Annotated in this window: 21 protein-coding genes and 1 pseudogene; 18 read left to right on the forward strand and 4 right to left on the reverse strand. The window is 59.5% G+C overall.

The window, feature by feature from the left end:
- The first annotated feature begins 4 nt into the window (after positions 1-4).
- Positions 5-1,680, forward strand: a protein-coding gene (locus EN851_RS32055) for an IS66 family transposase (protein WP_135930821.1) whose coding sequence is annotated in 2 segments (ribosomal slippage) — positions 5-1,409 and positions 1,409-1,680 — 1,677 coding nt in all. Because the reading frame shifts where the segments join, the coding sequence is not laid out codon by codon here.
- Entirely contained in the window at positions 1,632-1,916 is a 285-nt protein-coding gene (locus EN851_RS32060) for a hypothetical protein (RefSeq protein WP_245520853.1), read from the forward strand. The genes EN851_RS32055 and EN851_RS32060 overlap by 49 nt, the downstream gene beginning before the upstream one ends.
- A 153-nt stretch (positions 1,917-2,069) precedes the next feature.
- On the opposite strand, the gene EN851_RS32065 is transcribed toward EN851_RS32060, so the two are convergent.
- Both EN851_RS32065 and EN851_RS32070 read right to left on the reverse strand, forming a co-directional pair.
- Positions 2,070-3,860, reverse strand: a complete 1,791-nt coding sequence (locus tag EN851_RS32065) for a CocE/NonD family hydrolase (protein ID WP_245520854.1) — start codon at positions 3,858-3,860, stop codon at positions 2,070-2,072.
- A gap of 262 nt (positions 3,861-4,122) precedes the next feature.
- On the reverse strand, positions 4,123-5,277 hold the full coding sequence (locus EN851_RS32070) for a serine hydrolase domain-containing protein (protein ID WP_135930822.1): 1,155 nt from the start codon (positions 5,275-5,277) through the stop codon (positions 4,123-4,125).
- A gap of 395 nt (positions 5,278-5,672) precedes the next feature.
- Here EN851_RS32070 and EN851_RS32075 point away from each other — a divergent pair, with 395 nt between their 5' ends.
- The 14 genes from EN851_RS32075 (at position 5,673) to EN851_RS32135 (ending at position 20,752) form a co-directional block, all read left to right on the forward strand.
- Positions 5,673-7,358 (forward strand): ABC transporter substrate-binding protein, encoded by a 1,686-nt coding sequence (locus EN851_RS32075; protein ID WP_135930823.1) that lies wholly within the window; start codon positions 5,673-5,675, stop codon positions 7,356-7,358.
- A complete protein-coding gene (locus tag EN851_RS32080; protein WP_135930824.1) occupies positions 7,355-8,344 on the forward strand; it encodes an ABC transporter permease in 990 nt (329 codons plus the stop codon). The genes EN851_RS32075 and EN851_RS32080 overlap by 4 nt, the downstream gene beginning before the upstream one ends.
- Positions 8,341-9,273 (forward strand): ABC transporter permease, encoded by a 933-nt coding sequence (locus tag EN851_RS32085; RefSeq protein ID WP_135930825.1) that lies wholly within the window; start codon positions 8,341-8,343, stop codon positions 9,271-9,273. Before EN851_RS32080 ends, EN851_RS32085 begins: the two co-directional genes overlap by 4 nt.
- Complete coding sequence (locus EN851_RS32090) at positions 9,270-10,277, forward strand: ABC transporter ATP-binding protein (RefSeq protein WP_135930826.1); 1,008 nt, start codon at positions 9,270-9,272, stop codon at positions 10,275-10,277. Before EN851_RS32085 ends, EN851_RS32090 begins: the two co-directional genes overlap by 4 nt.
- Entirely contained in the window at positions 10,270-11,271 is a 1,002-nt protein-coding gene (locus tag EN851_RS32095) for an ABC transporter ATP-binding protein (RefSeq protein WP_135930827.1), read from the forward strand. The genes EN851_RS32090 and EN851_RS32095 overlap by 8 nt, the downstream gene beginning before the upstream one ends.
- A gap of 515 nt (positions 11,272-11,786) precedes the next feature.
- Complete coding sequence (locus EN851_RS36560; RefSeq protein ID WP_189521980.1) at positions 11,787-12,035, forward strand: hypothetical protein; 249 nt, start codon at positions 11,787-11,789, stop codon at positions 12,033-12,035.
- The gene (locus EN851_RS32100; protein ID WP_189521981.1) at positions 12,001-12,963 is read left to right on the forward strand and encodes a serine hydrolase; all 963 of its coding nucleotides are present in this window, start codon (positions 12,001-12,003) and stop codon (positions 12,961-12,963) included. Before EN851_RS36560 ends, EN851_RS32100 begins: the two co-directional genes overlap by 35 nt.
- Positions 12,960-14,519, forward strand: a complete 1,560-nt coding sequence (locus tag EN851_RS32105; protein ID WP_135930829.1) for an ABC transporter substrate-binding protein — start codon at positions 12,960-12,962, stop codon at positions 14,517-14,519. The genes EN851_RS32100 and EN851_RS32105 overlap by 4 nt, the downstream gene beginning before the upstream one ends.
- Before the next feature lie 43 nt (positions 14,520-14,562).
- Entirely contained in the window at positions 14,563-15,579 is a 1,017-nt protein-coding gene (locus tag EN851_RS32110) for an ABC transporter permease (protein WP_135930830.1), read from the forward strand.
- Between the two features lie 11 nt (positions 15,580-15,590).
- Positions 15,591-16,460, forward strand: coding sequence for an ABC transporter permease (locus tag EN851_RS32115; RefSeq protein ID WP_245520855.1), 870 nt, complete (start codon positions 15,591-15,593; stop codon positions 16,458-16,460).
- Positions 16,457-17,446 carry an ABC transporter ATP-binding protein gene (locus EN851_RS32120; protein ID WP_135930832.1) on the forward strand — a complete coding sequence of 330 codons (990 nt, stop codon included), beginning with the start codon at positions 16,457-16,459 and terminating at the stop codon, positions 17,444-17,446. Before EN851_RS32115 ends, EN851_RS32120 begins: the two co-directional genes overlap by 4 nt.
- Positions 17,443-18,426 (forward strand): ABC transporter ATP-binding protein, encoded by a 984-nt coding sequence (locus EN851_RS32125; RefSeq protein WP_135930833.1) that lies wholly within the window; start codon positions 17,443-17,445, stop codon positions 18,424-18,426. Before EN851_RS32120 ends, EN851_RS32125 begins: the two co-directional genes overlap by 4 nt.
- A 112-nt stretch (positions 18,427-18,538) precedes the next feature.
- On the forward strand, positions 18,539-19,690 hold the full coding sequence (locus EN851_RS32130) for a serine hydrolase (protein WP_189521982.1): 1,152 nt from the start codon (positions 18,539-18,541) through the stop codon (positions 19,688-19,690).
- 90 nt (positions 19,691-19,780) lie between these two features.
- Positions 19,781-20,752: a polysaccharide deacetylase gene (locus EN851_RS32135; RefSeq protein ID WP_210234947.1), complete on the forward strand. Its 972-nt coding sequence runs from the start codon at positions 19,781-19,783 to the stop codon at positions 20,750-20,752.
- Positions 20,753-21,133: 381 nt separating this feature from the next.
- On the opposite strand, the pseudogene EN851_RS32140 reads toward EN851_RS32135, so the two are convergent.
- Positions 21,134-22,075 (reverse strand): annotated as a pseudogene (locus EN851_RS32140) (IS110 family transposase).
- On the opposite strand from EN851_RS32140, the gene EN851_RS37445 reads away from it, so the two are divergent.
- The gene (locus EN851_RS37445) at positions 21,995-22,192 is read left to right on the forward strand and encodes a hypothetical protein (protein WP_245520862.1); all 198 of its coding nucleotides are present in this window, start codon (positions 21,995-21,997) and stop codon (positions 22,190-22,192) included. The pseudogene EN851_RS32140 and the gene EN851_RS37445 sit on opposite strands and share 81 nt — an antisense overlap.
- Positions 22,193-22,736: 544 nt before the next feature.
- Positions 22,737-22,862 (forward strand): hypothetical protein, encoded by a 126-nt coding sequence (locus tag EN851_RS37770; RefSeq protein ID WP_281041109.1) that lies wholly within the window; start codon positions 22,737-22,739, stop codon positions 22,860-22,862.
- A 127-nt stretch (positions 22,863-22,989) separates the two neighbouring features.
- Here the strand turns inward: EN851_RS37770 and EN851_RS32145 are convergent, their stop codons facing one another.
- The gene (locus EN851_RS32145; protein ID WP_135930836.1) at positions 22,990-24,780 is read right to left on the reverse strand and encodes a CocE/NonD family hydrolase; all 1,791 of its coding nucleotides are present in this window, start codon (positions 24,778-24,780) and stop codon (positions 22,990-22,992) included.
- Positions 24,781-24,955: the final 175 nt, after the last annotated feature.

Raw genomic sequence — 24,955 nt, forward strand, 5'->3', positions numbered from 1 at the left:
GGGCATGGTTGCCACCGCCCAGGATGCTGTTCCGGACGATATCGGCGCGCTGAGAGCAGCGCTGACCGCGGCGTTGGCCAGAGCCGAAGACGAGGCGGCGCGCGCTGCGCTGGTCGAGGCCGAACTGGCGGTCGCCAGGGCCAAGGCATCGGATGATGCGGCGCTGATCGCGCATCAGCATCTGACGATCCGGAAGCTGCAGCGGGCGCTGCATGGTCAGAGTTCTGAACGCTCAGCCCGCCTGCACGACCAAATGGAGCTCACCTTCGAGGAGCTCGAGAGCACGGCGACGGAAGACGAGATCGCCGCCGAACAGGCCGCGGCCCGCACCACCGAGGTGGCGCCTTATGTGCGCAAACGACCGGCGCGCCAGCCATTTCCCGAGCATCTGCCGCGCGAACGCGTGGTCGAGCCGGCGCCGACCGCTTGCCACTGCTGCGGCGGTCATCGGCTGCGCAAGCTGGGTGAGGACATCACCGAGACGCTGGAGGTGGTGCCGCGGCAATGGAAGGTGATCCAACATGTGCGGGAGAAGTTCACCTGCCGCGACTGCGAGGCGATCAGCCAGGCTCCGGCGCCGTTCCACGCCACCCCGCGCGGCTGGGCCGGTCCCGGCCTGCTGGCGATGATCCTGTTCGAGAAGTTCGGACAGCATCAGCCGCTCAACCGCCAGGCCGAACGCTATGCCCGCGAAGGTGTGCCGCTCAGCCTGTCGACGCTCGCCGACGAGGTCGGCGCCGGCGCCGCGGCGCTGATGCCGCTGTTCAAGCGGCTCGAAGCCCATGTGCTGGCCGCTTCACGTCTGCACGGCGACGACACGACGGTGCCGGTCCTGGCCACGGGCAAGACCGATACCGGCCGATTATGGACGTATGTGCGCGATGACCGACCGTTCGGCGGCGCCGATCCGCCGGCGGCGGTGTTCTACTATTCCCGCGATCGTCGAGGCGAACATCCCGCGGCGCATCTCGCCGGCTGGAGCGGCATTCTGCAGGCCGATGCCTTTGGCGGTTATGGCGAGCTCTATGCGACGGGTCGTCAGCCGACGCCTGTTCTGGAAGCCAGCTGTTGGGCTCACAGCCGGCGCAAAGTGCTCGAGCTGGCTGATATCGAAGCGGCGGCGCGCAAGAAGGCGCGCGGCGACAAGCCCAACCTGGTCTACCCGCTAGCGGTTGAAGCCGTGAAGCGCATCGATGCCCTGTTCGATATCGAGCGCGCGATCAACGGCCTGTCGCCGGCCCAACGCCACGCCGTGCGCCAGGAGCGGAGCGCGCCGCTGGTCACCGAGCTCGAGCGCTGGATGATCGAGACGCGCGACAAGCTCTCGCGCGGGCACGACCTGACCAAGGCCTTCAACTACATGCTGCGCCGCTGGTCATCCTTCACCCGGTTCCTCGACGATGGCCGGATTGCCTATCGAACAATGCAGCCGAGCGAGCCCTGCGCGGCATCGCTCTCGGAAGAAAGTCCTGGCTGTTCTGCGGTTCCGATTGCGGCGGACAGCGCGCTGCCATTCTCTACAGCCTGATCGTCAGCGCCAAGATGAACGATATCGACCCGCAGGCCTGGCTCGCCGACGTCCTCGCCCGACTGCCCGCCTATCCGGCCCATCGGATCGATGATTTGCTGCCGTGGAATTGGAGATCCGCAAAACTTCGGCCCCAACCAGCTGCGGCCTGATCATGCAGCGCAATAAGGTGCATCACGTCTACACCGTCGAACCTGTCGCCAGGGACCTCGGCGTCAGCGAAGCGCTCATCCAGGAACTGACCCTCGGTCTCGAGCCCGAGGACGGCGTCATCTGGGTGTACGGCGCCAATGATGACGATGGGATCTTGGCCTTCACCGATGAAGGCATCGAGGAGGTCAAACTCCTCCTCGAAGAATATCATCGCGTCTCCCCATCAAAAACTTGACGCCAGCACTCCGGTGCTCAGGTGCTCATGGCCGCCGGATACGCACGTCTGCGATCTTCACCGGACGCGTACGTTTTCCCATACCATCTTGCCTACTATCTCCCTGGTTGGCGTGGCCTACCGGATGGGTGCCAGACTGCATCTCAGTTGGAGCTACCGAATCGGCATTCCTCCGGGCACAAACTCAGTTTGCTTTCGAGAAGGCTGCCCTCGCAGCGTGAGAGGTTCAGGCGCGGGCGCTTGGGCCACTGCCCCCGGAAGAACGGGGAGCAGGATTTTCGAAGGATACTTCTTCGAGTGATAGACTCTGTTGATGGACGGGCCACCGGCTGGGATGCTGCCGTAATGGTTGTGCGGATATCGATCGGGGGCCGATGTCCCGTCCAGAACAGGATTGGGAGCGCCGATGGTTAGTTCGAGGCGGTGCCCTTGCCGGACGACGTGCGCGATCGGGTTCAGCAACGACATCCGTATCTCGTAGATTTCACCCGGTACGAGCTTTTCACTTTTGCGGAATGAATGAACCACCTCGTCAGCATATGTCCGCGCTTCATCGACCGCTCGGAGCGAAGCCCTCAGCAAGCCTCCCTGTACAAAGAGTACATTGCCTTCGGCATCGACGTCTTTGAGTGTTAATCCGAGGTCGGCGTCATCTCCATGGTCAATACTCAGATAGAGTGTAACTTCAGGATTCCCAAGCAGTACAATATCCGAACCGGCCGAGGCCGTTCGGTAATTCAACACGCCTCCGGAATATGGCTGGACTGCGAACTGCTGAGTGCTGCCGACAAGTTCTGTCCCCGTGGGATAAAGGTAGGCGCGAACGCCTTCGGCTGGACCAACTGGCTCGCCAGGGGAGAGCACAGAGTCCGCCGTGAGGTAGAAGGGACGACGCTCAATGGTTGGTTCTGGCCAAGTCTCGTGCTTTGTAGTCCAACCAGCAACAGCCTTCTTGGCGTCCCCATCAGGCACCCGAACGTCCCAAAACACGGTGACCGGCGATGTGTCTTCCACTCCATTCTTGACGCCCTTCACCCAACGGTCCAGAAACTTCATCTCCTCAGTATCTACAAAGCCATAGCTTCGTGCATCGGGACCGGCGATATTGTGATCCCCGTTCATCAGGAAAAGTTTCTTGTGCTTCACACCTGTGAGTTGTTGAGTAAATAGCCGGGTGCTCAGCCTCGCGGCGCCGCCGAATTCGTCATGCCACGCGGCAACAAGCATCGTGGGCACGTTGACCTTGCCGGCAACCTCATCGCGATCCAAATGGACTGAATCCCACCATTCATCCTTGAGGGGACGCTCTCTCACCTCATCGAGAAATGAACGTTTGACGACCTGCCTCTCGCTCCCACGGATTGCGGCGCACTGGTTATCGCCCGCGCTTATCCGCCATTCTGCACCGGCTGCCTGCGAGGCCTCAGTCGTAAGCGCCCACGCCGCGGTGCCCATTTGGAACATTCCGCCAACGTTCCAACAATTTTCGTAACCATCCTCCACGCCGCTCGCGACGATGGCTCTTAAGTGAGGAGGTCGTTCTGATGCAACCCAGAATTGAATCGAGCCGGGAGTTGAATTACCGATCATTCCAACATTGCCGTCACTCCAGGACTGTTGGGCAATCCATTCGACCACTTCGGCACCGTAAATTCCTTCCTTGCGGTCGTACCAATATTCGATGAGACCTTCCGAGCAACCCGTTGCCGGAAAGTTGGCACCAACGAAAGCGTAGCCGGCTTCCAGAAATTGCTTTGCCATTTCAAAAGGAGCGGCACTTGCTTCATAATGGCAATACCAAAACACGGTTGGATAGCGGCCACATTTCAAGCGATATGAAATATAAGCGATGCGTGTTCCGTCCTTCATAGGTACGTAGCCGATATCGCGTACGACGTCAGCTTCGGCGAGAGGGGTTTTAATTGCGTTCATCTTGACCTCCATGTCGAAATTTCCACGCTGCGACACGCGTTGCACAAAACAGGAATGAGCCACAGCATCCCGCCTGGCGAAAAGCGGCAAACAACCAATGGGAACGCCTGACACCGCCATGATGCGATCAGCTACTTGAGCCCCCGGAACATCTTTATACTTTTGAATAGAACCCAGCGTGATCAGAAGGATGCGCGTATGAAGTGCAGCAGGTTCAACGCAACGTTGACCAGAATTGGTAGTAGAGCGACCATACTGCCGGACAACGGGCTCCTCATTCCGCAGCGAGCTCGGCCATCATCTTCACCAGAGGAACTAGAAAGTTGGGGTCGGGGTCGGGGTCGCCCGTGTTCTCGAGCACGCCGAAGTAGACGACGGTGATGCCGGTGTCAGGGTTCGCGAGCATGAACTGGCCGCCGTAGCCGCTGTGGCCCAGCCAGGCGCCGTCGGTCTCCATCTGGTGGATATAATGGTAGCGCATCAAGTCACGCGTATCTTCGAAGGGAAGGCCCGGGTTGCGGCGCGTTTGTTCGATGAAGGCGGCATCGCCGACGTGGCGGCCATCGATGCCCTCGCCCTTGCGCGCGAACAGCAGCCCGTAGCGCGCGAGATCGCGGGCAGAGAGGCACGCGCCGCCATCGATCAGCGGCACCCCCTCGCGGTCGCAGGTGATATGGAAGCATCCCTCGAGGCCCGCCGCCTCGATGATCTCGATCAGCCAGTCGCGTAGAGGCCGGCCGCTGACGCGCTCGATGATCCAGCCAAGGACATCGCTATTGGTCGACTTGTAGAGCGCATAGCCAGTGCGATTTACCAGGTCGCAGCCAGTAATGTCGCAGACGAAGGAGCGGGTCGTCTCCTCCTTCTGATCCTTCTGACCCTCCGGCGGCAGGCGCCAGCCGACGGCCGCCTCCATGGCAAACCACGACGCGTTGGGGTTGGTGTAGTCTTCGCTGAAGTCGTTGTCGACGTTCATGTCGGCGACGTCCTTGATGGTCGCCTGGGCGTAGCCCGTCCCGATCTCCGGCAGATAAGTGCCTACTCGCTCATCAAGATTGATGAGGCCATCAGCGACGCAGCGGCCGAGCATCAGGTTGAGTGTCGTCTTGGTGATAGACATGATGGGATGCGGCCTGTCGGGCCCGAAGTCCGGCGCATAGCGCTCGTAGAGGATGCGTTCGCCGCATACCACGACGAAGGCCGAGAAATGCGGCATGGCAAGGAAGCGTGCGACGTCGGGCCGGTCCCCGATGGTCCAGTCGATCTGCTTCCTGAGCGGCAGGACGCGGGGGGCGCGCAACGACATGGCATAGCGCATCGTAGTGTGGAGGTTGTGGAAGCCGCGGCGGCGGTAGTCGGGCAGGTTCCAGCGCGGTTGGTTGGCGAACAGGATGTCGAGGTCGGGATTGGCGATCGAGGGGATCGTCATGCGTCGGGCCTTCCAAGGATGGGTTTCTTCGTAACGTGCAGCTAATTGGGAGCGCTCTGTGACGCGTGCGCTCGCAGCTTTCCATGTTGGCAATTCCGAATTGGTTGATTGCCGATTTGTAGCATTAAAAGACCAGAACCGGGGCGGGACGGCTCATATCAATTTTACTGGGGCTACCAAAACTTTGGTATTAGGGAACCTTGGGGCTACGGCTATCGTCAGCGTGCCGTTGCAAGTCATCCGCTGCGGAAGAGATGAACGCGATGCCGTTGCCGCAGCTTGCGCCGGTATTTAGCAACTGGGAACTGAGCTTCGCATCACGGCGCTTCGCATTACGGCACTGCCGGGTTGGGATTGCAGAAAAAAACGAAACCTAGCTTAGAAGGGAGGATAGAATGAACAAGTGGACGCTCAGTCGCCGTGCGGTAATGAAGGGGATGCTGCTAGGGTCGGCTGCACCTTGGGTCATGACCTCCAGGGCGTTCGCCTCGTCGTCGTGCGACGATCACATCGTGCGTCTTGGCTCCATCATCGCTCCCGACTCGATGAACCCGTTTGTCACCTGGGGCTCGTTCTGGCCGATCACCTTCACCTATGACCTTCTAGTCGGCCCGGATGCGCTGCGCCACCCCGACTGGAAGGCGTCGTTTGCCAAAGGGTGGTCCGTTGCTCACGACAACGTCACATGGACCTTCAAGATCTGGCCTGGCATGAAGTGGTCGGACGGCCAGCCCGCTACAGCCAGAGATGCCGCATTCACCTACAACTACCTGCTTGGCTCCATAGGCAAGCCCGACGAACTTAACATCGGCTTTAACAACACGGGCGGCTTTGAACGGTTCAAGTCCATCACGGCCCTCGACGACGAGACCTTGCAGATCGTGACCAAGGCCCCTACCCGCCTGCCGCTTCACAAGAATGTAATGATTGTTCCTGAGCATATCTGGAAGGACATCAGCTACGCCGATGCGCGCAGCACCTTCCGCAACGACCCGCCGCTGGTGGGCACGGGCCCGATGATCGTTGCGGAGTTTCAGCAGGGCCAGTTTGCCCGTCTCGTGCCGAACGAATATTTCCGCACGGGAAAGCCGAAGACGTCCGGCATAATCATACGCTTCTTCGATTCGGCAGATCCCCTAGCACAGGGCCTAAAGAGCGGAAGCCTCGATTACGGCAGCCCCCCGACGGCTGCCCAATGGGCCGACCTCTCGAAGGATCCGAACATCGTGGTCGGTGAAGTGCGCGTCGAGCAGCGGAATTACCTGGCCTTCAACACCCTGACCGGTGACGGGGCAGGCAGCACGAAGGCCCTGCAGGATCCGGCGTTTCGCGATGCGATCGGCTATGCGATTGACCAGAAGACGATCGTCGATCGTGCCTTCCGTGGGCATGCCGATCCCGGAGTGGGATTGGTCATGCCGTTGGCCGCCGACTACTACTCGGACCTTGGGGACATCAGACGCCATTTCGATCTCGCAGAGGCCGGCCGCAGGCTCGATGCCGCGGGGTATCGGGACACGAACGGCGACGGTGTTCGCGAGGATAAGGAGGGAAAACGCTTCCAGCTCGAGCTGATCACTGGAACCGACTCAGGTGAACTCGAAATACCGATCGCGGCCGTGCAACTCGTCGCAGGCTGGTTGGGACAAATCGGCATTCCCGTATCGGTGACCCAGTTCGATTCCGGTGCGCTCGGCGCCCGCACGGCAGCGCCAGCGAATGGCGGCGGAGGCTGGGATCTGCTCGTTCGTGGGGGCTGGTTGTCTCCCTCGCCTCACGACCTACTCGCCTTGGGCGACAGCAAACGCATTGGCATCGACAACACCTCCTACTGGAAGAATGATAAGTTCGAAGAGCTCGTGTCGGAGGTCGACGTCACCGTCGATCGTAAAAAGAGCCAGGAACTAGTCGATCAGGCGGCACGCCTCATCTACACAGAAGCGCCCTATATCGTGCTGTGTTACCCCTTTATGCTTGACGCTCATCGCAAGGATTGTTTCGAGGGCTGGGGATCGCCGGACAGTATAGCCGCGTGGAGCTACTTTCCGCTTGATCGCCTGAAGCCGGTGCCAGCCCCATGAATAGAGGCGGGACAACCCGACACATCGCCCGTATTCTCATCAGGGCCATTATAACCCTCCTGATGGTGGCCACGCTGAACTTCATCCTGTTCCGGGTCATTCCAGGCGACCCTGCATCGCTTTTGCTCGGCGGGGCACGCGCCAGCGTGACCGCTGAGCAGATCGAGGCCCAGCGCCAGAACTGGGGGCTTGACCGGCCACTGTTCCCGGACCAGATGGTCGACTACTTGTCGGCAACTCTCCACGGCGATCTGGGCTACAGCTTCAAGTTCAGGGGCAGGCGTGTCGATGACCTCATTTTGGAGCGGTTGCCGGCCACCATCGCCCTAGTTGGTCTAGCCCAATTCATCGCCATTCTATGCGGGGTTATGCTTGGCCTATACGCGGGTTGGCGCAGAGGAGGAGCCATCGACCATATCGCCACTGGAGCCTCCCTTGCGCTCTATTCGACGCCTTCTTTCTGGCTGGCCATGATCCTGGTTGTGATTTTCAGCACAGCGTTGGGTTGGTTTCCGGGCTACGGTGCATACTCTCCCGGCGCGATCCCCGGCTCCCTTAATTCGTTGCTCGATTACTTGCGGCATCTCGCGCTTCCGGTTACCGCGGTGGCACTTGGGCTAATCGGACAATACGTCGTGGTCGCTCGGGCAGCGATGAGCGACGTTGTCACCGAGGATTACATGGTGACCGCACGGGCCAAGGGACTCACCAATGGTCAGATGCTCATGCGTCATGCATTTCGCAATGCGATGCTGCCGGTCGTGACCTTGATTACCCTCAATCTTGGCTATGTGGTGGCAGGCGCTATCACGGTCGAGGCCGTATTCGCCTGGCCAGGCATCGGCGGCCTGACGGTGGAGGCCCTCAACGCTCGGGACTATCCAGTCCTTCAAGGAATATTCCTGTTGCTTGGTGCCTCGATAGTTGCCGCAAACCTCGTAGCCGATCTTGCCTATGGCCTTCTCGATCCAAGAGTTCGACAATGAGCGAAAGTATTGTTCAATATCTCCCGCGACGCCGTGCGCGCGCGATAAAAGTCTTTCTGCGTCAATTTCTCAGCTCCGGCGGTGCTCAGGCGGGCCTCGTATGTCTGGTGTTCTTTGTTGTTGTGGCAGCAGTCCCAAATATTCTGGTGGGGCCGCTCCAGACTGCGATCAATGCTATGGGCGATTTCCTCGCGCCACCATCAAGCCAGCATCTGCTGGGGACCGATGAGGTGGGGAGGGACGTCCTCAATCTCGTCGTTCATGGTGCCCGGATATCGCTAACGATCGCGCTGCTGGCGACTGTGATCAGCCTCGTCGTCGGCACTACGGTTGGCATAACCTCAGGCTACTTTGGTGGTTGGGTGGACGTCTGGCTGATGCGCCTGACGGATTTCTTTTTTGTTATGCCGTCCTTCGTGTTGGCACTGGTCATTACACCCGTGGTCCTTGAGGTGATGGGGCGGGGCGGAGAGATCCTCGGCTTCCGTCCTTCTCTTTTCGTGATCATTGTCGTCATCGGCCTGACGAGCTGGTCTTTTGTCGCACGTATCGTTCGCAGCCAGACACTGTCGCTTAAAGAGCGAACATTCATTGATCGTGCGCGCGTTGCGGGTAGCAGTAATTTCAGCATCATGGTGCGGCACATCCTGCCCAATCTCGTGCCGCAAATCGCAGCGAACGGTGCGCTGGTCGTAGCCGGGGCAATCTATGTCGAGACATCGCTCTCGTTCCTTGGGCTTGGCGATCCGTTGCAGCCTTCATGGGGCACTTTGCTGTCGCTCGCTCAACGCGCTGGAGCCGCTAGCGCCGGAGCCTGGTGGTACCTTGGCGCACCCGGAGTGTGCGTGCTCACGGTCTCGCTTAGCTTTGTCCTAATTGGCAATGCCCTCGACGACACTTTCAATCCGCGGCGGAGGGTGATCCCATGACAAACTCCTCCCAAGACAAGGCTCCGCTGCTGGAAATCAACCTGCTCTCTGTCGACTATGGACTCAAGGGCATTTCATCGCGCGCGCTCGACAGCGTAAGTTTCGCGCTCCGGGCCGGAGAGGCCGTTGGCCTCGTCGGAGAATCAGGCAGCGGGAAGACCACGACCGCAATGGCGATCGCGGGTTTGCTATCACCCAACGCACGTGTCAGCAGCGGCGAGGTGCGTTATCGCGGTAACCGACTGCCGATCGACGACGATGCGGCGATGCGGTCACATCGCTGGAGCGAGACGTCCGTTGTCTTCCAGGGGGCGATGAATGCGCTTAATCCTGTTCACCGCATCATCAACCAGATCGCCGAGCCATGCATGCTGAAGCTCGGCATGTCGCGTGGCGAGGCGACGGGGCGGGCAAGGGAGCTGCTCGAGCTCGTCGGCATTCCGGCTGATCGCGGCACTGCCTATCCGCACGAGTTGTCGGGCGGCATGCGTCAAAGGGTGATGATTGCCATGGCGCTCGCATGTCGCCCCTCGATCGTAATTGGCGATGAGCCGACCACGGCGCTCGATGTCATCACACAGGCTCAGATCCTCAAGCTGCTGGGTGAATTGCGATCGAGGCTTAGCCTTGCCCTCATTTTGATCACCCACGACCTTTCAGTAGTGGCTGAGTGTTGTGATCGCGTCATGATCATGTACGCGGGCCGAATCGTCGAGGATGGCACTGTCGCCGACATCTTCACTCAGCCTAAGCACCCGTACACGAGACTGCTGATTGACTCGATTCCGAACCCGGCGAGTGGGAAACGGATCATTAGGCCCATCCCTGGTGATCCGCCCAACCTGGTGAATCGACCCTCAGGCTGTGCCTTCCATCCACGTTGCCCGTCGGCCATGGCGGTTTGCGCGACCGAAGTTCCCAGCCTCGATCAGTTCGGTCTGGGCCGAGTCGCCTGTCACCTTCACCGGTCCCCGCAAGAAGACAGGGTTGCAGCTCATGCCTGACACCTCCCATATCCTGCGCCTTGAGAGCCTGCAGGTCCTTTTTCCTATCCAGGGCGGGCTTTTCGATCGTGTACTGGGCCGCCCTGCCGGCGCCATGCGCGCGGTGGACGGCATCGACCTCAACGTTGGACGGGGCGAGATCGTCGCCCTAGTTGGGGAATCGGGAAGCGGCAAAACCACTGTAGGTCGCGTCATCACCAAGCTTGCCCAGCCCACCGGCGGCAGGTTGTTGTTCGAGGGTCGCGACATGACCTCGGAGCGAGGCTCCTCGGCCCTGCGTCCTTACCGGCATCGCGTGCAGATGATCTTCCAGGACGCTTATCAGGCACTCAACCCGCGACACACAATCTTTGATATCGTGGCGGAGCCCTTGCGGTCACTGCGGCTGGTCGACAACGCCACCCAACTCGCCGAACGGGTCGGTGAAGCGCTTGCGTCCGCCGGGCTCAATCCTCCCGGCGATTTCTTCTCCCGCTTTCCACATGAACTGTCTGGGGGGCAGCGCCAGCGGGTTGTGATTGCCGGAGCCCTTGCCGTGAAGCCGGAGCTCATCGTCGCCGACGAACCTGTGTCGATGCTCGATGTCTCCATACGCGCACAGATTCTCCAAGTCCTGGTTGACCTGCGCTCCAAGCACAACATGGCGCTGCTGTTTATCACCCACGACTTGCCTCTCGCCTGGTTGATCGCCGACAGAATTGCCGTCCTGTATCTCGGAAAATTGGTCGAGATCGGCACCGCCGACGAGATCACATTCAACCCCCGCCATCCGTACACCGTCGCCTTGCGCAACGCCACACCGCAGGTTGACGCCAATGCAGGTCGCGCCGAGTTGCCGGCCCTGCAGGGCGAGGTTCCAAGTGCCGCCCGTGTGCCGAAAGGCTGCCGTTTCCATACGCGTTGCCCACTGGCCTTCGACCGCTGCCGGCAATACGAGCCGCCGGCCGTCGAAGTCGGGCCGCAGCACATGTCCGCATGCTGGTTGGCGAAGTGAAGGCGGAGATTGTTTTGCGACTGCTGGGGTCGTCAGACTGCGGCCCAGGTCGTCGCATTGACGAGCATCGGAATGTGTGAATCAGCGGCCTGAACCAACCGAATCGATTTGGGTGAAAATGCAGGCAGTTCCTCATATCAGTTTCGAGGTGGCCACCGAAGATTTGATATTAGCCGGTTTCGGGACCATCGCTATGCTAAGAAATTATGGATCTAAGGACGGATCCCGAAGCAGGGGCGAAATCAATCACGACGTAGTCACGTGATTGACGCCAATATCTGCAAGGCTCGAACGGCGTGGTCGCGGAATGCTGCATCTACATGGATGCGCTAGCCTTGCCGACGCCAGCCATCAGGCACAAGTTGCAGATATCGATGGAACGTAGAACGGAAGGCAAGACGGCCATCGCAGCGGGAAGCGCAACGGTTGTGAACGGCCGCCGTAAAAGGTGCCAACGTAATGAGGGCCGAGTCGTGAGTCCCACGAAAGGATCCGAACTTGGAAATGTCCGCCGCATGAAGATCCCCTCGATCGCCAATCCTGACCTCGTTACCGTGGCCGACAACAGGCCACGCTGGAACCAGGCCGACCACCGGCGCCTCGGCTTTCACAACTTTCACACCACGGCGCGCTATGCCATGTCGCTGTGCGCGCCCCGAGTCCTGCTGCTCAGGAAGCAGATTGACTGGACCATCGGCGAGCGGCCCGAGGTCGCACCGCTACCTCGCCATGCCGCATTTCTCGGCCTTCGTCGTGGTGCGTGATGAACGTATCCTCTACGAGCGCTATGCGCCGGACTTCGGGCCCGACAGGCCGCAGCCCATCATGTCTATCACGAAGACAACACTCAGCTTGATGCTTGGCCGTGCGGTGGCCGACGGCCTCGTAAATCTGCCGGAGATCGGTACAGGCTACGCCGAGGCGACCGTCAGCGCGGTCGCCGACATGGACAACAACGATATCTTTGACCCCTTTTTCTTGTCCGTGTCCCGCTATGACGAGGAGGCCGTCACGGGCTGGCGCCTGCCGCGGGAGGGTGCAAAGGAGAGGACTTACCGCTCTTTCGTCTGCGGCATCACCGGCGGCGACCTGACTAATCGCACCGGCTATGCGCTCTACAAGACAGGCAACCCCGATGTCATCGGCTGGATTATCGAGCGCGCCAGCGGTCGGGCGCTGCGCGACTGGCTGATTGAGATCGTCGAGGCCGCGGGCCTCGAGGGATGCTTCCACATCATCTTCGACCGCGAGGGCGTGCCGCTGGTCGGCGACGGCGCCTGCCTCACCGCCCGGGATCTCGCGCGCCACGGCCTGCTCTTCGCGCGCAAGGGCGAGGGCATAGACGGCCGCCGCGTCGGCGATGTCACCTTTATCGCAGACACCCGCCGCAATCTCGGCCCCTCCATGCCGGAGCCGCGCGACTGGATGCGCTATAGCCGCATGGTGAAGACCGATGGCACTTGGCTCGGTCACGGCGGCTACGGTGGCCAGTACATGCTCGCGAATCCTCATACCGGCACCGTTGTCGTCTACTTCGGCGTGATGGAGAACACGAGCGCACCTGACCCCGATCCCAAGTTCCAAGGTCCACTGGTGAAGTGGCCGAGCTTGCCGCGGAAGTTTGAGCGGGTTGTCGGCCTGCTGGAGCATTTACCTAGAAACGAACAACAAAGCAAAGGGGAAATACAATGACCATGAATCGACGTGATATTCTCAAGGGTGCCGCAGGTTCGTCCGTTGCCATTGCTGGACTGAGCTGGTCCAGCCTACAGGCGGTCGCGCAGCAGGCGACTCAGAACACGCTTACCTGGATTTGGGACATAGCGTACCAGAACATGAACCCAGCCATTGCCAATGCGGCCGAACTCTATGTGCTAGGCAGCGTTTACGAGACCCTCTTTGCCTACAAGGATGGGAAGGTCCTGCCGAAACTGGCGACCGCTTGGGAGGGCGCGGACGGTGGCAAGGCCTGGACCGTCAAATTGCGCGAAGGGGTAAAGTTTCACGACGGCTCGCCGCTGAATTCGGGGGCTGTCAAGAAGTCGTTCGAATATACGCGTGATCTTGGGAAGGGCGCGAGCTACCTGTATGCGGGCTTGGAACATGTAGAGACGCCGGACGAACATACCGTCGTTTTCCGGTTCAAAGACGCCATCGCCTTCGATCTCGTGGCCGGTGCACAATCCGGTGGCTACGTGATCGGCCGGGCAGGCATCGACAAGGGCGACGAATGGCTGAACCAAGGCAATGCGATCGGCACTGGGCCCTATAAGTTGACAGAGTTCCAGCAGGCGAAGCTAATCGTCCTCGACAAATTCGAAGATTACTGGGGCGGATGGAAAAGCGGCCAGATCGACCGTGTCCTTCATCCTTATGTGGCCGAAGTGTCGACGCGCATTCAGATGATCCGCTCCGGCGAAGCAAACATGTGCCCTCGTATTCCCGCTTCGCAGATCGAGAGCCTCAAGGCGCTGCAAAATGTTTCCGTCGCGGATATTCCGAGCTGGCGCACACAATTCTATATGATTAACACCCAAAAATATCCCACCGACAATCTGAAATTCCGGCAAGCTCTGTTGTCTCTTTGGGATCACGAGTCGGTACTGAAGGACATCTTTCATGGCACCGCCAAAAAGCCGGTGGGTCCCGTCGTTTCGACTTTGTGGGGTCACGGATCATACGACGTGGGCACGTATGATCCACAAAAGGCGCTGTCACTCCTTGAAGGATCAGGCATTCCTAAGAAGGATTGGAAGATAAAGGCGCTGTACTACGCCGGCAATCAAGAGCAGATTGATGCAATAGAGCTGTTCCGGGCCAACGCCGAGGCTGTCGGTCTTGAGGTCGAGCTTGAGCTTGAGGCGGTTGCCACCACCTACAACACCAAGGCGCGGTCTCCTGAAACCACCGGTAACCTGAACGCTATGGTAAATTGGCCAGGTTATCCCTCTCCACAGGACTTTTTGGGAATCTTTAAGAGCGAAGAGAAACCTGTCTGGAACTTTTCCTATTACCACGATGAAGAGTACGACCGCCTAGTGGGGGAGGGCTTCAAATTGGAGGGTGTCGACAAGGACGCTGCGGCCAAGGCCTATATCGCCGCCCAGGACAGGGTGATGCAGAACGCCGTCGCCATCTTCTATGCCGATGTTGACCGGGTCCTCGCCTATTCTTCCGATATCAAAGGAATGGAACAAGCCAACAATCCCGCCTACGAATGGATCTCCCTTTACAGCCTGAGCAGATAAGAGACCTTGCTTAGGCGGAAAATAACGGGAGGATATTACGGATATGGCAGTGCACTTGGCTCAGCGACTGTTGATGATCATTGGCGTCGTACTTGGCGTCGTCACTATAATGTTCGTCCTGAGCCGAGTGCTTGCCCCCTCGCCGGCAGAGCTGATGCTGGGGCAGCGGCCTTCCGCTGAGATGACCGCCAAGATGAACGACGAACTGGGACTCAATAGGCCGCTCGCGGTTCAATATCTGAGTTTCATTGGCAATGTGCTGCGTGGAGAGTTGGGCAATAGCCTGCTAACCAAACGGCCCGTGCTGTTGGAGGTACGCGAGCGGTTTGGCGCGACGCTCGAACTCACCACCTTGGCGATGGTGCTCGTTCTGCTCATTGGCATTCCGATCGGAATTCTTTCCGCTGTAAGGCAGAACTCGATCGTGGATAATGTCGTCCGGACCGTCTCGGTTGCCGGGGTCGCCATACCCTCTTTCATCCTGGCGATGTCACTGCAGCTCCTCTTTTACGGCGCGCTCGGATGGCTACCGCTCCAGGGTCGCGTGGATACTTCAATCCTTTTGGGTGACCCGATCAGGCCGATCACCGGCCTGTTCCTTATCGATGCCCCTCTTACCGGCAATTGGGAGGGTTTCACGAGCGCTCTAGCACACATCGCCCTACCACTTCTCACCTTGACCATCCTGCTACTTGCTACCGTGACACGCATCACGCGCAACATGATGATTGAGGTTCTGAAGGAGGAATATATTCGGACGGCGTTTGCCTATGGTCTGCCGAAGTCCGTGATCTATTATCGATATGCGTTGAAGGCCACACTCATACCAATCCTGACGGTCGTAGGGTTGACCTATGGATACCTTCTGGGCGGAGCCGTTGTGGTCGAGTCTGTCTTCGACTGGCCAGGGCTGGGTGCCTTTGTGGTTTCATCGATCGCGCAGAACGACTACCCCGCCTCGCTCGGCGCCACACTCTTTCTTGCCGGCACATACCTTCTGGTCAATCTGATTGTCGACCTCCTGTATGCGGTTGTCGATCCCCGCCTCAAAACAGCGTGATGGAGACGATGATGCAAACCGACGTCATCGAGTGGCCCGACCGGCTGATCCGCGCAAGAGCATTCTTCGGACAGCACCGGCTGTTCGTTTTTGGCGTGGCCATCCTCTTGGTGGTGGCTTCAGGTGCCGTGCTGGCCACCTGGATTGCGCCCTATGAGCCGACCAAGATCATGATGTCGGAGCGGCTTTCACCACCCAGTACCGAACACCTGATGGGCACGGATCGGTTCGGCAGGGACATCTTCGCCAGGGTGCTTCATGGAGGAAGGGTATCGCTGCTCGTCGGTCTTTGCGTTGTCCTTCTCGCCTTAGTCATCGGCGTTCCCATCGGACTTGTGGCCGGGTATTTCGGTGGCAGGACCGACCTTCTTTTGATGCGTGTAGCAGATGTCTTCTTGGCTTTTCCGCCGCTGCTTCTGCCGATCGCCATCATTGCTGCACTTGGTCCGGGCATCTGGAGCGCTGTGATCGCGCTCGGCGTCTCATGGTTCCCAGGAACCGCGCGCATCATGCGCGGCGCGGTTCTGCGGGTCCGCGAAGAACTTTACATCGGCGCCGCGCGAACGATCGGTTTGGGGCATCCGAGCATTCTGGTTCGCCACGTCCTGCCAAACTCGCTGACGCCGGTGATCGTTGCGGCCTCGGCGGATTTTGGCTACGCGATCCTGGCCGGGGCATCGCTGAGCTTTATCGGCTTGGGCGCAAGGGCTCCGGCTGTCGAGTGGGGACTGATGGCGGCTGATTCCCGGGTCGACTTCCTCGATCACTGGTGGACTGCGCTGTTTCCGGGTCTTTCCATCTTCGTGACAGTACTTGCGCTCAATCTCGTTGGCGACGGCCTCCGCGATATTCTGGACCCAAAGCAGGGCCGACGGGAATGAGCGACGCGGTTCTTCAGGTGAGCGGCCTCGGAGTGACTTTTCCCGGCCTTTTCCGATCGACTTCGATCCTGCGCGGCGTTGATTTCGAAGTTGCTGCAGGCGAAGTGCTCGGCTTGGTGGGCGAGTCGGGCTGCGGGAAGTCCATGACCGCGAGCGCTTGTCTTGGCATGGTGCCGCCGCCCGGCTGCGTCACCGGCAGCATCAGGATCGACGGGCAGGAGGTCATTGGGCGGCCCGAGTCCGAACTGCGTGCGATGCGCGGCAGCCGCGTTGCGATGATCTTCCAAAATCCGATGCGTTCCATGAACCCGTTCTTCACGCTTGGGCGGCAGATGATCGATGTCATCTGTTGCCACCGACCGGTCGGCCGGCTGGAAGCGCGTTCCGTGGCCGTGAGCGAGCTCAAGGCCGTGCGCATCCCTGACCCGGAGCTTGCACTTGAGAAGTACCCGCACCAGCTTTCGGGCGGGCAGATCCAGCGTGCCCTGATCGCGCTCGCTCTCGCCTGCCAGCCGCGCCTTTTGATCGCCGATGAGCCGACGACGGCGCTCGACGTGACCATCCAGGCACAAATCGTCTGGCTCCTGCGGCGCCTGGCCGATGAGAAGGGCCTTGCCGTCGTGTTCATCACTCACGATCTTGGCATCGTTTCGCATCTTTGCGACCGCGTGGCCGTCATGTATGCGGGCCGGATCGTTGAGATGGGCAGCGTGGAGGCGGTGATGGACCAGCCTCGCCATCCCTACACGGCAAAGCTGCTAGGTACGGTTCCCGCAGTTGGCCGCGGTACCCGCGATCTCGTCTCAATACCCGGCCATGTGCCCGATCCTGGCGTGATACCGACGGGCTGCGCGTTTCACGACCGGTGCGACCGGGCGACTGGCATCTGCGCAGAGGCGGATCCGCCGGCCCGGACCTTTGGCGAGGACCACCTGGCGCTATGCCATCATGCCGTTCGCCAGCAGCAGGTCACGGAGGCACCATGAACGCCGCACTGCCAGTTCGCCTGGTCTCCGTGGAGGGCCTGTGCAAAGTCTATCCCACGCGACACGGCGCCATAAAGGCCTTGGACAACATCAGCTTTCAGATCGCGCCGGGCGAGACGCTAGCACTCGTCGGCGAGTCGGGCTGCGGCAAGAGCACGCTCGCCTCCGCACTCCTGGGGCTTGTGGAATTCGATGCAGGCACAATCGCGATCGGCGGCAATATAGTCACCGCTCACCTTCACGGGACCACAATGCCCCCACGCCGCGACGTCGGCGTGGTGTTCCAGAACCCGCATTCCTCCCTCGATCCGAGGATGAAGGTGCGCTCGCTCGTCGGCGAACCGCTGAGCGGTATTCTAGGCATGCGCGGCGAAGCCGTCACCCGGCGCGCCGGCGAACTGCTGAGACAAGTTGGACTCGGCGTGGATTACCTTAACCGCTATCCCCATCAGCTCTCGGGCGGGCAGATGCAGCGCGTCGCCATCGCACGAGCGTTGGCACTTGAACCACGGCTGCTTGTGCTTGATGAGCCTACCGCGGCGCTCGATGTCTCCGTGCAAGCCCAGATTCTGAAGCTCCTTAAGGCTCTCCAGGCCCGATCAAACGTCAGCTACCTGTTCATCACGCACGATCTTGGTGTCGTCGACTACATCGCCCACCGCGTCGCCGTCATGTATCTTGGCCGGATCGTTGAGAGCGGGTCCGTTGATGAGGTCTTCGCCGATCCGCGCCACCCCTACACGCGGGCTTTGCTCGACGCCGTGCCGGTCATCGATCCTCGGCGACGGCGCCAGTCCCCACCGCTCGACGGCGAAGTCCCAAGCCCTCTCAACCGCCTTCCCGGCTGCGCCTTCGCACCGCGTTGCGGTTGGGCGGTGAACGAGTGTCGCTCATCGGAGCCCGCGCTTTGCGAAGAAAAGCCAGGACGACGGGCTTACGCATGCTTCCGTCCATTAGCGCCCGAAAAACGTCCCCCATAAAGAGACCTGCATGAAGCTGCGTGAATATGCAGGCAGCCGTAAAAGGTGCCACCATTATGGTTGCCGGGTCGTGAGTCTCATGAATCAAACCCAACTTGGAAATGCCCGTCACATGACGATCCCCTCGATCGCCAATCCCGACCTCGACATATTGTTCGACAACCAACCGCGCTGGAACTTGCCCGACTACCGCCGCCGCGGCTTCCACAACCTCCACACTACGATGCGCTACGCCATGTCGCTGCGCGCCCCCCGCGTTCTGCCGTTCAGGAAGCAGATCGAGTGGACCATTGGGGACCGGCCCGACGTCGCACGCTTCCTTGCGATGCCGCATTTCTCGGCCTTCGTCGTGGTGCGCGGCGAGCGCATCCTCTACGAGCGCTATGCGCCGGACTTCGGCCCCGAGAGGCCGCATCCCATCATGTCTATCACCAAGACGACACTCAACCTGATGCTCGGCCGCGCGGTGGCCGACGGTCTCGTCAATCTCGACGAGCGAATAGGCACCTATCTGTCGGAGATCGGGACGGGCTACGCCCAGGCGACCGTCAAGGACGTCGCCGACATGAACGTCGCCAACGACTTCTCAGAGGACTACAGCGACCCCCATGCGACGGTCTACGACTTGGATGCCGCCAACGGGTGGCGCCTGCCGCGGGAGGGTCAGAAGGATCAGAAGGAGGAGACGACCCGCTCCTTCGTCTGCGGCATTACCGGCGGCGATCTGGCAAACCGCACTGGCCACGCGCCCTACAAGTCGACCAACAGCGATGTCATCGGCTGGATCATCGAGCGCGTCAGCGGCCGGCCGTTGCGCGACTGGCTGATCGAGATCGTCGAAGCGGCCGGTATCGAAGGATGCTTCCATATCACCTGCGACCGCGAGGGGGTGCCGCTGATCGATGGCGGCGCGTGCCTCTCTGCCCGCGATCTCGCGCGTTATGGCCTGCTCTTCGCGCGCAAGGGCGAAGGCATCGATGGCCGTCGCGTCGGCGATGCCGCCTTCATCGAACAAAGCGCCGTAATCCGGGCCCTCCAATGCCGAAGCCGCGCGACTGGATACGCTATAGCAACCAGATGGCGACTGACGGCACCTGGCTCGGCCACGGCGGCTACGGCGGCCAGTTCATGCTCGCGAACCCCTGACACTGGCATCGCCGTCGTCGACTTCGGCGTGCTCGAGAACACGGGCGACCCCGACCCCGACCCCAACTTTCTAGTTCCTCTGGTGAAGATGATGGCCGAGCTCGCTGCGGAAGTTTGAGCGGGTTGTCGGCGGAATTATCATCGCTTCAACCTGCGCGGCAATCCGCCTGCGGCGTGCCGTTGATCGATCATCGAGGCCTCACGCTCGATGAATTTCGCGAACAGTCCACAGCCCGAAAAGGACAAACCAATGGGGAAACTTAACCTGCCGCACGGCAAAAAGATTGCCGTAAATTTAGGTGTCGATTTCGATGCTCAGGCACTGTGGCTGGGCGGCTTCAACCGCCCGACCCCGTCCTCCATGTCCCGCGGTGAGTTTTGCGCCGCCGTCGGCGTGCCGCGAATTCTTGACCTTTTCAAGCGGGCAGGTATTAAATCCACGTTCTTCACCCCCGCTCATACTATTGACACTTTCCCAGAAGTCAGCAGGCGGATCTGCGACGAGGGCCATGAGATAGGTCATCATGGTTACTACCATGAGAATCCAACCCTCATTTCCAGAGAGACGGAGAAGCGCTTAATGGATCTTGCATTGAAGACTTACAAAAGCGTGCTCAGCCTTCGGCCGGAGGGCTATCGTTCTCCATATTGGGACTATAGTGAAAGCACCCTCGATCTGATCGAGGAAGCAGGTTTCAAGTACGACAGCAGCTTGATGGCGCGGGATCTCGTTCCTTACCGTCCGCAGCGCTGGCAGGTACGTTGGGAAAACGGTAATGTCGCCGGTGCAGCTAGCAAGGTACTCGAGATCCCCGTAAGTTGGTATTTGGACGATTTCCCCCCATTGGCTTACACCGGCGCTAACGAAACTATGGGCGATACAGAAATCGTTCTCCGCCGCTGGAAGGACATCTTCGACTACTGCTATAAAAACCAGCCCAATGGTATCTACGTAATGGCACTGCACCCGCAGGTCATCGGCCAGGCACATCACATGATCATGTTGGAGCGTCTCATTGAATACTTCAAGTCTCATGAGGGCGTTTGGTTCGCGACCTGCGAGGAGATCACAGGGTGCTGGCAGGACGACGACGAAGACCGTCGCCTAATGGCACTACCCGATGCCCGTGGAGTAGAGCCAATGCCTGCTGATTATAACTGGCCAAGACGACACCCGTGATTGCACGCCATGCATCTGCAATGGGCGTATGCTCGCCACGTCCCCTTCGAGTAGTCATCTTTGCCAAGATCATACTTCTGTCCGTAGTCAGCACGAAAACTGCACCTTATGCCATCAGATCCTTTAGCGGCATGTATGGACGGCCTCCGCGTGGCAAGGGGCTTTCTGACATTGATGACAGGTTGGTCGGGTGCAGGCATGTATTCGGCCTTTGAGTGCGGCCTGTTCATGCCGCTGGCCTTGATGAAGTCCGCGGATCGGATCCCAGACAGGTCAACGCGCTTTTTGAGCGGCACCCACTGAGCGGGTTCTTCCGATCCCGGTTCGACCGTCCGTCATCACACCATCAGCACCTCACCAACCTCTGTGCATCCTCTGCGACTACGTCACTACGCCGGTGAATCCGCGAAGCGCTTGCCCGTAGCCCGTAGTCATCAGCGCCCAGACGATCCGGGCCATCTTGTTTGCCAAGGCCACCGCAACGACGTTGTACGGCTTTTTCGCCAGAAGCTCGGCAGCCCAGCGAGTGGGTGCCGCTTTGCCCTTACGACAGAAGCGAAGCACGGCATGGGCTCCCACAACAAGAAGGCGACGGATGTACGGATCGCCTTGTTTGCTGATCCGCCCAAGCCGATCCTTTCCTCCGGATGAGTTCTGTCGCGGCACCAGGCCAAGCCAAGCCGCGAGTTGCCGGCCGGATTTGAACAGGGAAGCATCTGTCACGGTCGCAACGATTGCGCTGGCGGTGATCGGACCGATGCCGGGGATCGTTTCGAGGCGACGGCTCAACTCGTGCGAACGATGCCAGATGTGAATCTGTCGGTCCAGCTCACCGACCTTCTCGTGCACCTCACGCAATTGCTGTACCAAAAGAAAGAGGGCCGATCGGGCAAGCGGGGGAATGAGGTCGTGCCCCTCGTCCTCAACCAACGCGACGAGCATGCTCAGCCCTGTAGCACCCTGACGAGTGATGATGCCCAACTCCGCCAAGTGGCCGCGCAAGGCGTTCACCAGCATTGTCCGCTGCCGGATCAAAAGCTCGCGGACGCGATGCAGCATCAACACGCTCTGCTGCTCCTCGCTCTTTGTCGGAACAAAGCGCATCGTCGGTCGCGTGACCGCCTCGCAGATTGCCTCGGCATCCGAAGCATCATTCTTCTACCGCTTCACGTATGGCTTTACGTATGACGCAGGCATCAGGCGAACCTCATGCCCCAGAGCCGTGAGGACACGAGCCCAGTGATGGCTCGTTGCGCAGGCTTCGATGCCGATCAAGCACGCCGGCAAGGACGTAAAGAATGCGACTACATCGTCGCGACGCAACTTCCGGCGGACAACCACTGCGCCCTGCGCGTCAACGCCGTGCACCTGAAACACGTGCTTGGCGACATCCAGACCGATTGTGCTAACCTTCTCCATGGACGGCTCTCCCTCATGTGACTTTCGACAGCCACACTTTGGCACATTGCGATGCCGGGAGCGGAGGCCGTCCACCTCATCAGGTCAAATCCAGGAGGCGTGATTTGCCGCAGGTTTCACGGCGCTACTCCCGACCTTGAAAGTCCTCCAGCGACGGGTCCTTGGAAGAAGCAGTGCCGCTGCCCTCTAACGCCTCCGAGCTGTTCGACTTCAGCGCAGCGCACGGTGGCATCATGCTTGTTGTTCTTGAGGTAGGATCGCACGTGGGATCGGGCGGACCTCGTGTCCCTCGCTTCGTAGCAGCCGATTCCCAGAAATCGCTCACGGGCAAGCCTCCCCAACCAATCAGCTGGAGGGATACGAAAGAAGTGCTTTACGTCACAGCATCAAAGCATCCGAGGTTCCGTCGGAGAATCGCTCTTCCATGCTGGTCGGCCCCGTGCAATGGAAGACTGATTTGGCAATGTCGGCAAGATCCCTCTGTTTGACGACGCCCATGCTTTTCGCTACAGGGCCGATTCGGAAAGAGCGTACGTGCCATCATGTCCGCTGGCGCTTCTAGAGCGTGTCGTGGTCCGGCTCCGCGCCGATCGCCAACGAGGCGCTTCGGCGCATCGCCGAACTCTACCGGATTCAGAACGAGGTCTGCGGCCAATCGGGCGCGCGCCGTGCCGTGCGCCATAAGACCTAGGCCCGTCGTCACCGAGTTCGAGCTCAAGCCGTGGTTGCGCGAGAAGCCCGGCCGATCGCGAGAATACACTCTTGTTTCGATTATTTCGCGCAACTCAGTCACCGATGCTGGCCGGTACGAGCTGGAGCTACAGAATCGGCAGCCCTCCCGGTACAAACTCAGTTTGCTTTCGAGAAGGCTGGCCTCGCAACGTCATGGGGCCAGGCGCGGCCGCTTGGGCTACTGCCCCCGGTATTATGGGAAGCAGGATTTTCGAAGGGTACTTCTTCGAATGATAGACCCTGTTGACGGACGGTCCGCCGATGGGGATGCTGGCGTAAAAATTGTGCGGATATCGATCGGGAGCCGATGTCTGGTCGAGAGTAGAGCTGGGGGCGCAAATAGTCAGCTCGAGGCGATGCCCTTGCCGGACGACGTGAGCAATCGGGTTCAGCAGCGACATCCGTATCTTGTAGATTTCACCGGGCACAAGTTTTTCACTTTTGCGAAAAGAATGAACCACCTCGTCAGCATATGTCCGCGCTTCATCGACGGCTCGCAGCGAAGCCCGCAGCAAGCCTCCCTGCAGAAAGAGTACATTGCCTTCGGCATCGACGTCTTTCAGCGTTAACCCGACGTCTGCTTCATCTCCATAGTCAATACTGAGATATAGCGTAACTTCCGGATTCCCAAGCACCACCATGTCTGATTCGGCCGGGGCAGTTCGGTAATTCAATACCCCTGGGGAATATGGCTGGAGCGCAAACTGCTGGCTGCTGCCGACGAGTTCTGCTGCCGTCGGGTAGAGGTAGGCGCGAACGCCATCGGCTGGGCTGCCAATCGGCTCGTTAGGGGATAGCGCGGCGTCAGCCGTGAGATAGAAGGGACGGCGCTCAACTGTCGGTTCTGGCCAAGTCTTATGCATCGTGGTCCAACCGGCAACCGCCTGCTTAGCGTTTCCATCAATCTCTCGGACATCCCAAAACACGGTGACCGGAGCTTCATTTTCTACACCGTTTTCAACGCCCTTCACCCAACGGTCCATGAATCTCATCTGTTCCGTATCTACAAAGCCATAGCTTCGAACCCCGATAGTCGGGTGAGGGCCGGCGATATTGTGATCTCCGTTCATCAGCAGAAGTTTCTTGTGGTTTACATTTTTGAGGAAGTGAGTAAATAGCCGTGTGCTATACTTAGCGACGCTGCCAAACTCATCCTGCCATGCCGCAACAATCATAGTAGGCACATTAATCTGGCCGGCAACATCCTCGCAGCAAAAAGAGACAGAGTCCCACCAATCATCTTTAAGTGGACGGCTTCTCAGCTCGTCGAGAAATGCGCGTTTGACGGCTTGCTTATCTTTGCGAATTACGACGCACTGGTTATCACCCTCGCTTATCCGCCATTCTGCACCGGCTGCCTGAGTGGACTTAGTCGTGAGTTCCCATGCCACGTTCCCAAGCTGAAACATGCCGCCGGCATAGGGCCCGTCGCCGTAGCCATCGCCTATTCCGCTTGCCACAATGGCTCTCAAATGAGGTGGTCGCTCTGCTGCCACCCAGAATTGAGAATTGCCGGGAGTTGAATTGCCAATCATCCCAACATTGCCGTCGCTCCAGGACTGTTGGGCAATCCATTCGACCACTTCGGCGCCGTAAATTCCCTCCTTACGGTCGCCCCAATAGTCGATGATTCCTTCCGAGCACCCTGTCGCGGGGAAGTTGGCACCAACGAAAGCGTAGCCGGCTTCGAGAAATTGCTTTGCCATTTCGAAAGGGGCGGCACTTGCTTTATAATGGGAATACCAAAACACGCTTGGATAGCGGCCAGATTTCAAGCGATATGAAATGTAAGCGATACGTGTTCCATCCTTCATGGGAACGTAGCCGATATCGCGTACCACGTCAGCTTCAGTAAGAGGGGTTTTAACCAGGTTCATTTTGACCGTCCATGTTGACAAATTTCTACAGTTTCCTCGATGCGAGTGCTCTTTGCACAAGGCATGCATGAGCCACAGCATCCCGCTTGACGAGATGCGGGAATCAACCAAATCGGAATGCCTGACACCGCAAATGACTGGGTGGAACTCCTCCCTCGATACACTCCGGCGCGAT

It is taken from the genome of Mesorhizobium sp. M8A.F.Ca.ET.208.01.1.1 (assembly GCF_004791315.1).
GTDB lineage: Bacteria > Pseudomonadota > Alphaproteobacteria > Rhizobiales > Rhizobiaceae > Mesorhizobium.

Coding starts and splice junctions, on each gene's coding strand:
- EN851_RS32065 (WP_245520854.1), bottom strand. CDS start 3,860: ATGGAGGTCAAGATGAACGCAATTAAAACCCCTCTCGCCGAAGCTGAC.
- EN851_RS32070 (WP_135930822.1), bottom strand. CDS start 5,277: ATGACGATCCCCTCGATCGCCAATCCCGACCTCGACATCCTGTTCGCC.
- EN851_RS32075 (WP_135930823.1), top strand. CDS start 5,673: ATGAACAAGTGGACGCTCAGTCGCCGTGCGGTAATGAAGGGGATGCTG.
- EN851_RS32080 (WP_135930824.1), top strand. CDS start 7,355: ATGAATAGAGGCGGGACAACCCGACACATCGCCCGTATTCTCATCAGG.
- EN851_RS32085 (WP_135930825.1), top strand. CDS start 8,341: ATGAGCGAAAGTATTGTTCAATATCTCCCGCGACGCCGTGCGCGCGCG.
- EN851_RS32090 (WP_135930826.1), top strand. CDS start 9,270: ATGACAAACTCCTCCCAAGACAAGGCTCCGCTGCTGGAAATCAACCTG.
- EN851_RS32095 (WP_135930827.1), top strand. CDS start 10,270: ATGCCTGACACCTCCCATATCCTGCGCCTTGAGAGCCTGCAGGTCCTT.
- EN851_RS36560 (WP_189521980.1), top strand. CDS start 11,787: ATGAAGATCCCCTCGATCGCCAATCCTGACCTCGTTACCGTGGCCGAC.
- EN851_RS32100 (WP_189521981.1), top strand. CDS start 12,001: ATGCCGCATTTCTCGGCCTTCGTCGTGGTGCGTGATGAACGTATCCTC.
- EN851_RS32105 (WP_135930829.1), top strand. CDS start 12,960: ATGACCATGAATCGACGTGATATTCTCAAGGGTGCCGCAGGTTCGTCC.
- EN851_RS32110 (WP_135930830.1), top strand. CDS start 14,563: ATGGCAGTGCACTTGGCTCAGCGACTGTTGATGATCATTGGCGTCGTA.
- EN851_RS32115 (WP_245520855.1), top strand. CDS start 15,591: ATGCAAACCGACGTCATCGAGTGGCCCGACCGGCTGATCCGCGCAAGA.
- EN851_RS32120 (WP_135930832.1), top strand. CDS start 16,457: ATGAGCGACGCGGTTCTTCAGGTGAGCGGCCTCGGAGTGACTTTTCCC.
- EN851_RS32125 (WP_135930833.1), top strand. CDS start 17,443: ATGAACGCCGCACTGCCAGTTCGCCTGGTCTCCGTGGAGGGCCTGTGC.
- EN851_RS32130 (WP_189521982.1), top strand. CDS start 18,539: ATGACGATCCCCTCGATCGCCAATCCCGACCTCGACATATTGTTCGAC.
- EN851_RS32135 (WP_210234947.1), top strand. CDS start 19,781: ATGAATTTCGCGAACAGTCCACAGCCCGAAAAGGACAAACCAATGGGG.
- EN851_RS37445 (WP_245520862.1), top strand. CDS start 21,995: ATGGCTCGTTGCGCAGGCTTCGATGCCGATCAAGCACGCCGGCAAGGA.
- EN851_RS32145 (WP_135930836.1), bottom strand. CDS start 24,780: ATGAACCTGGTTAAAACCCCTCTTACTGAAGCTGACGTGGTACGCGAT.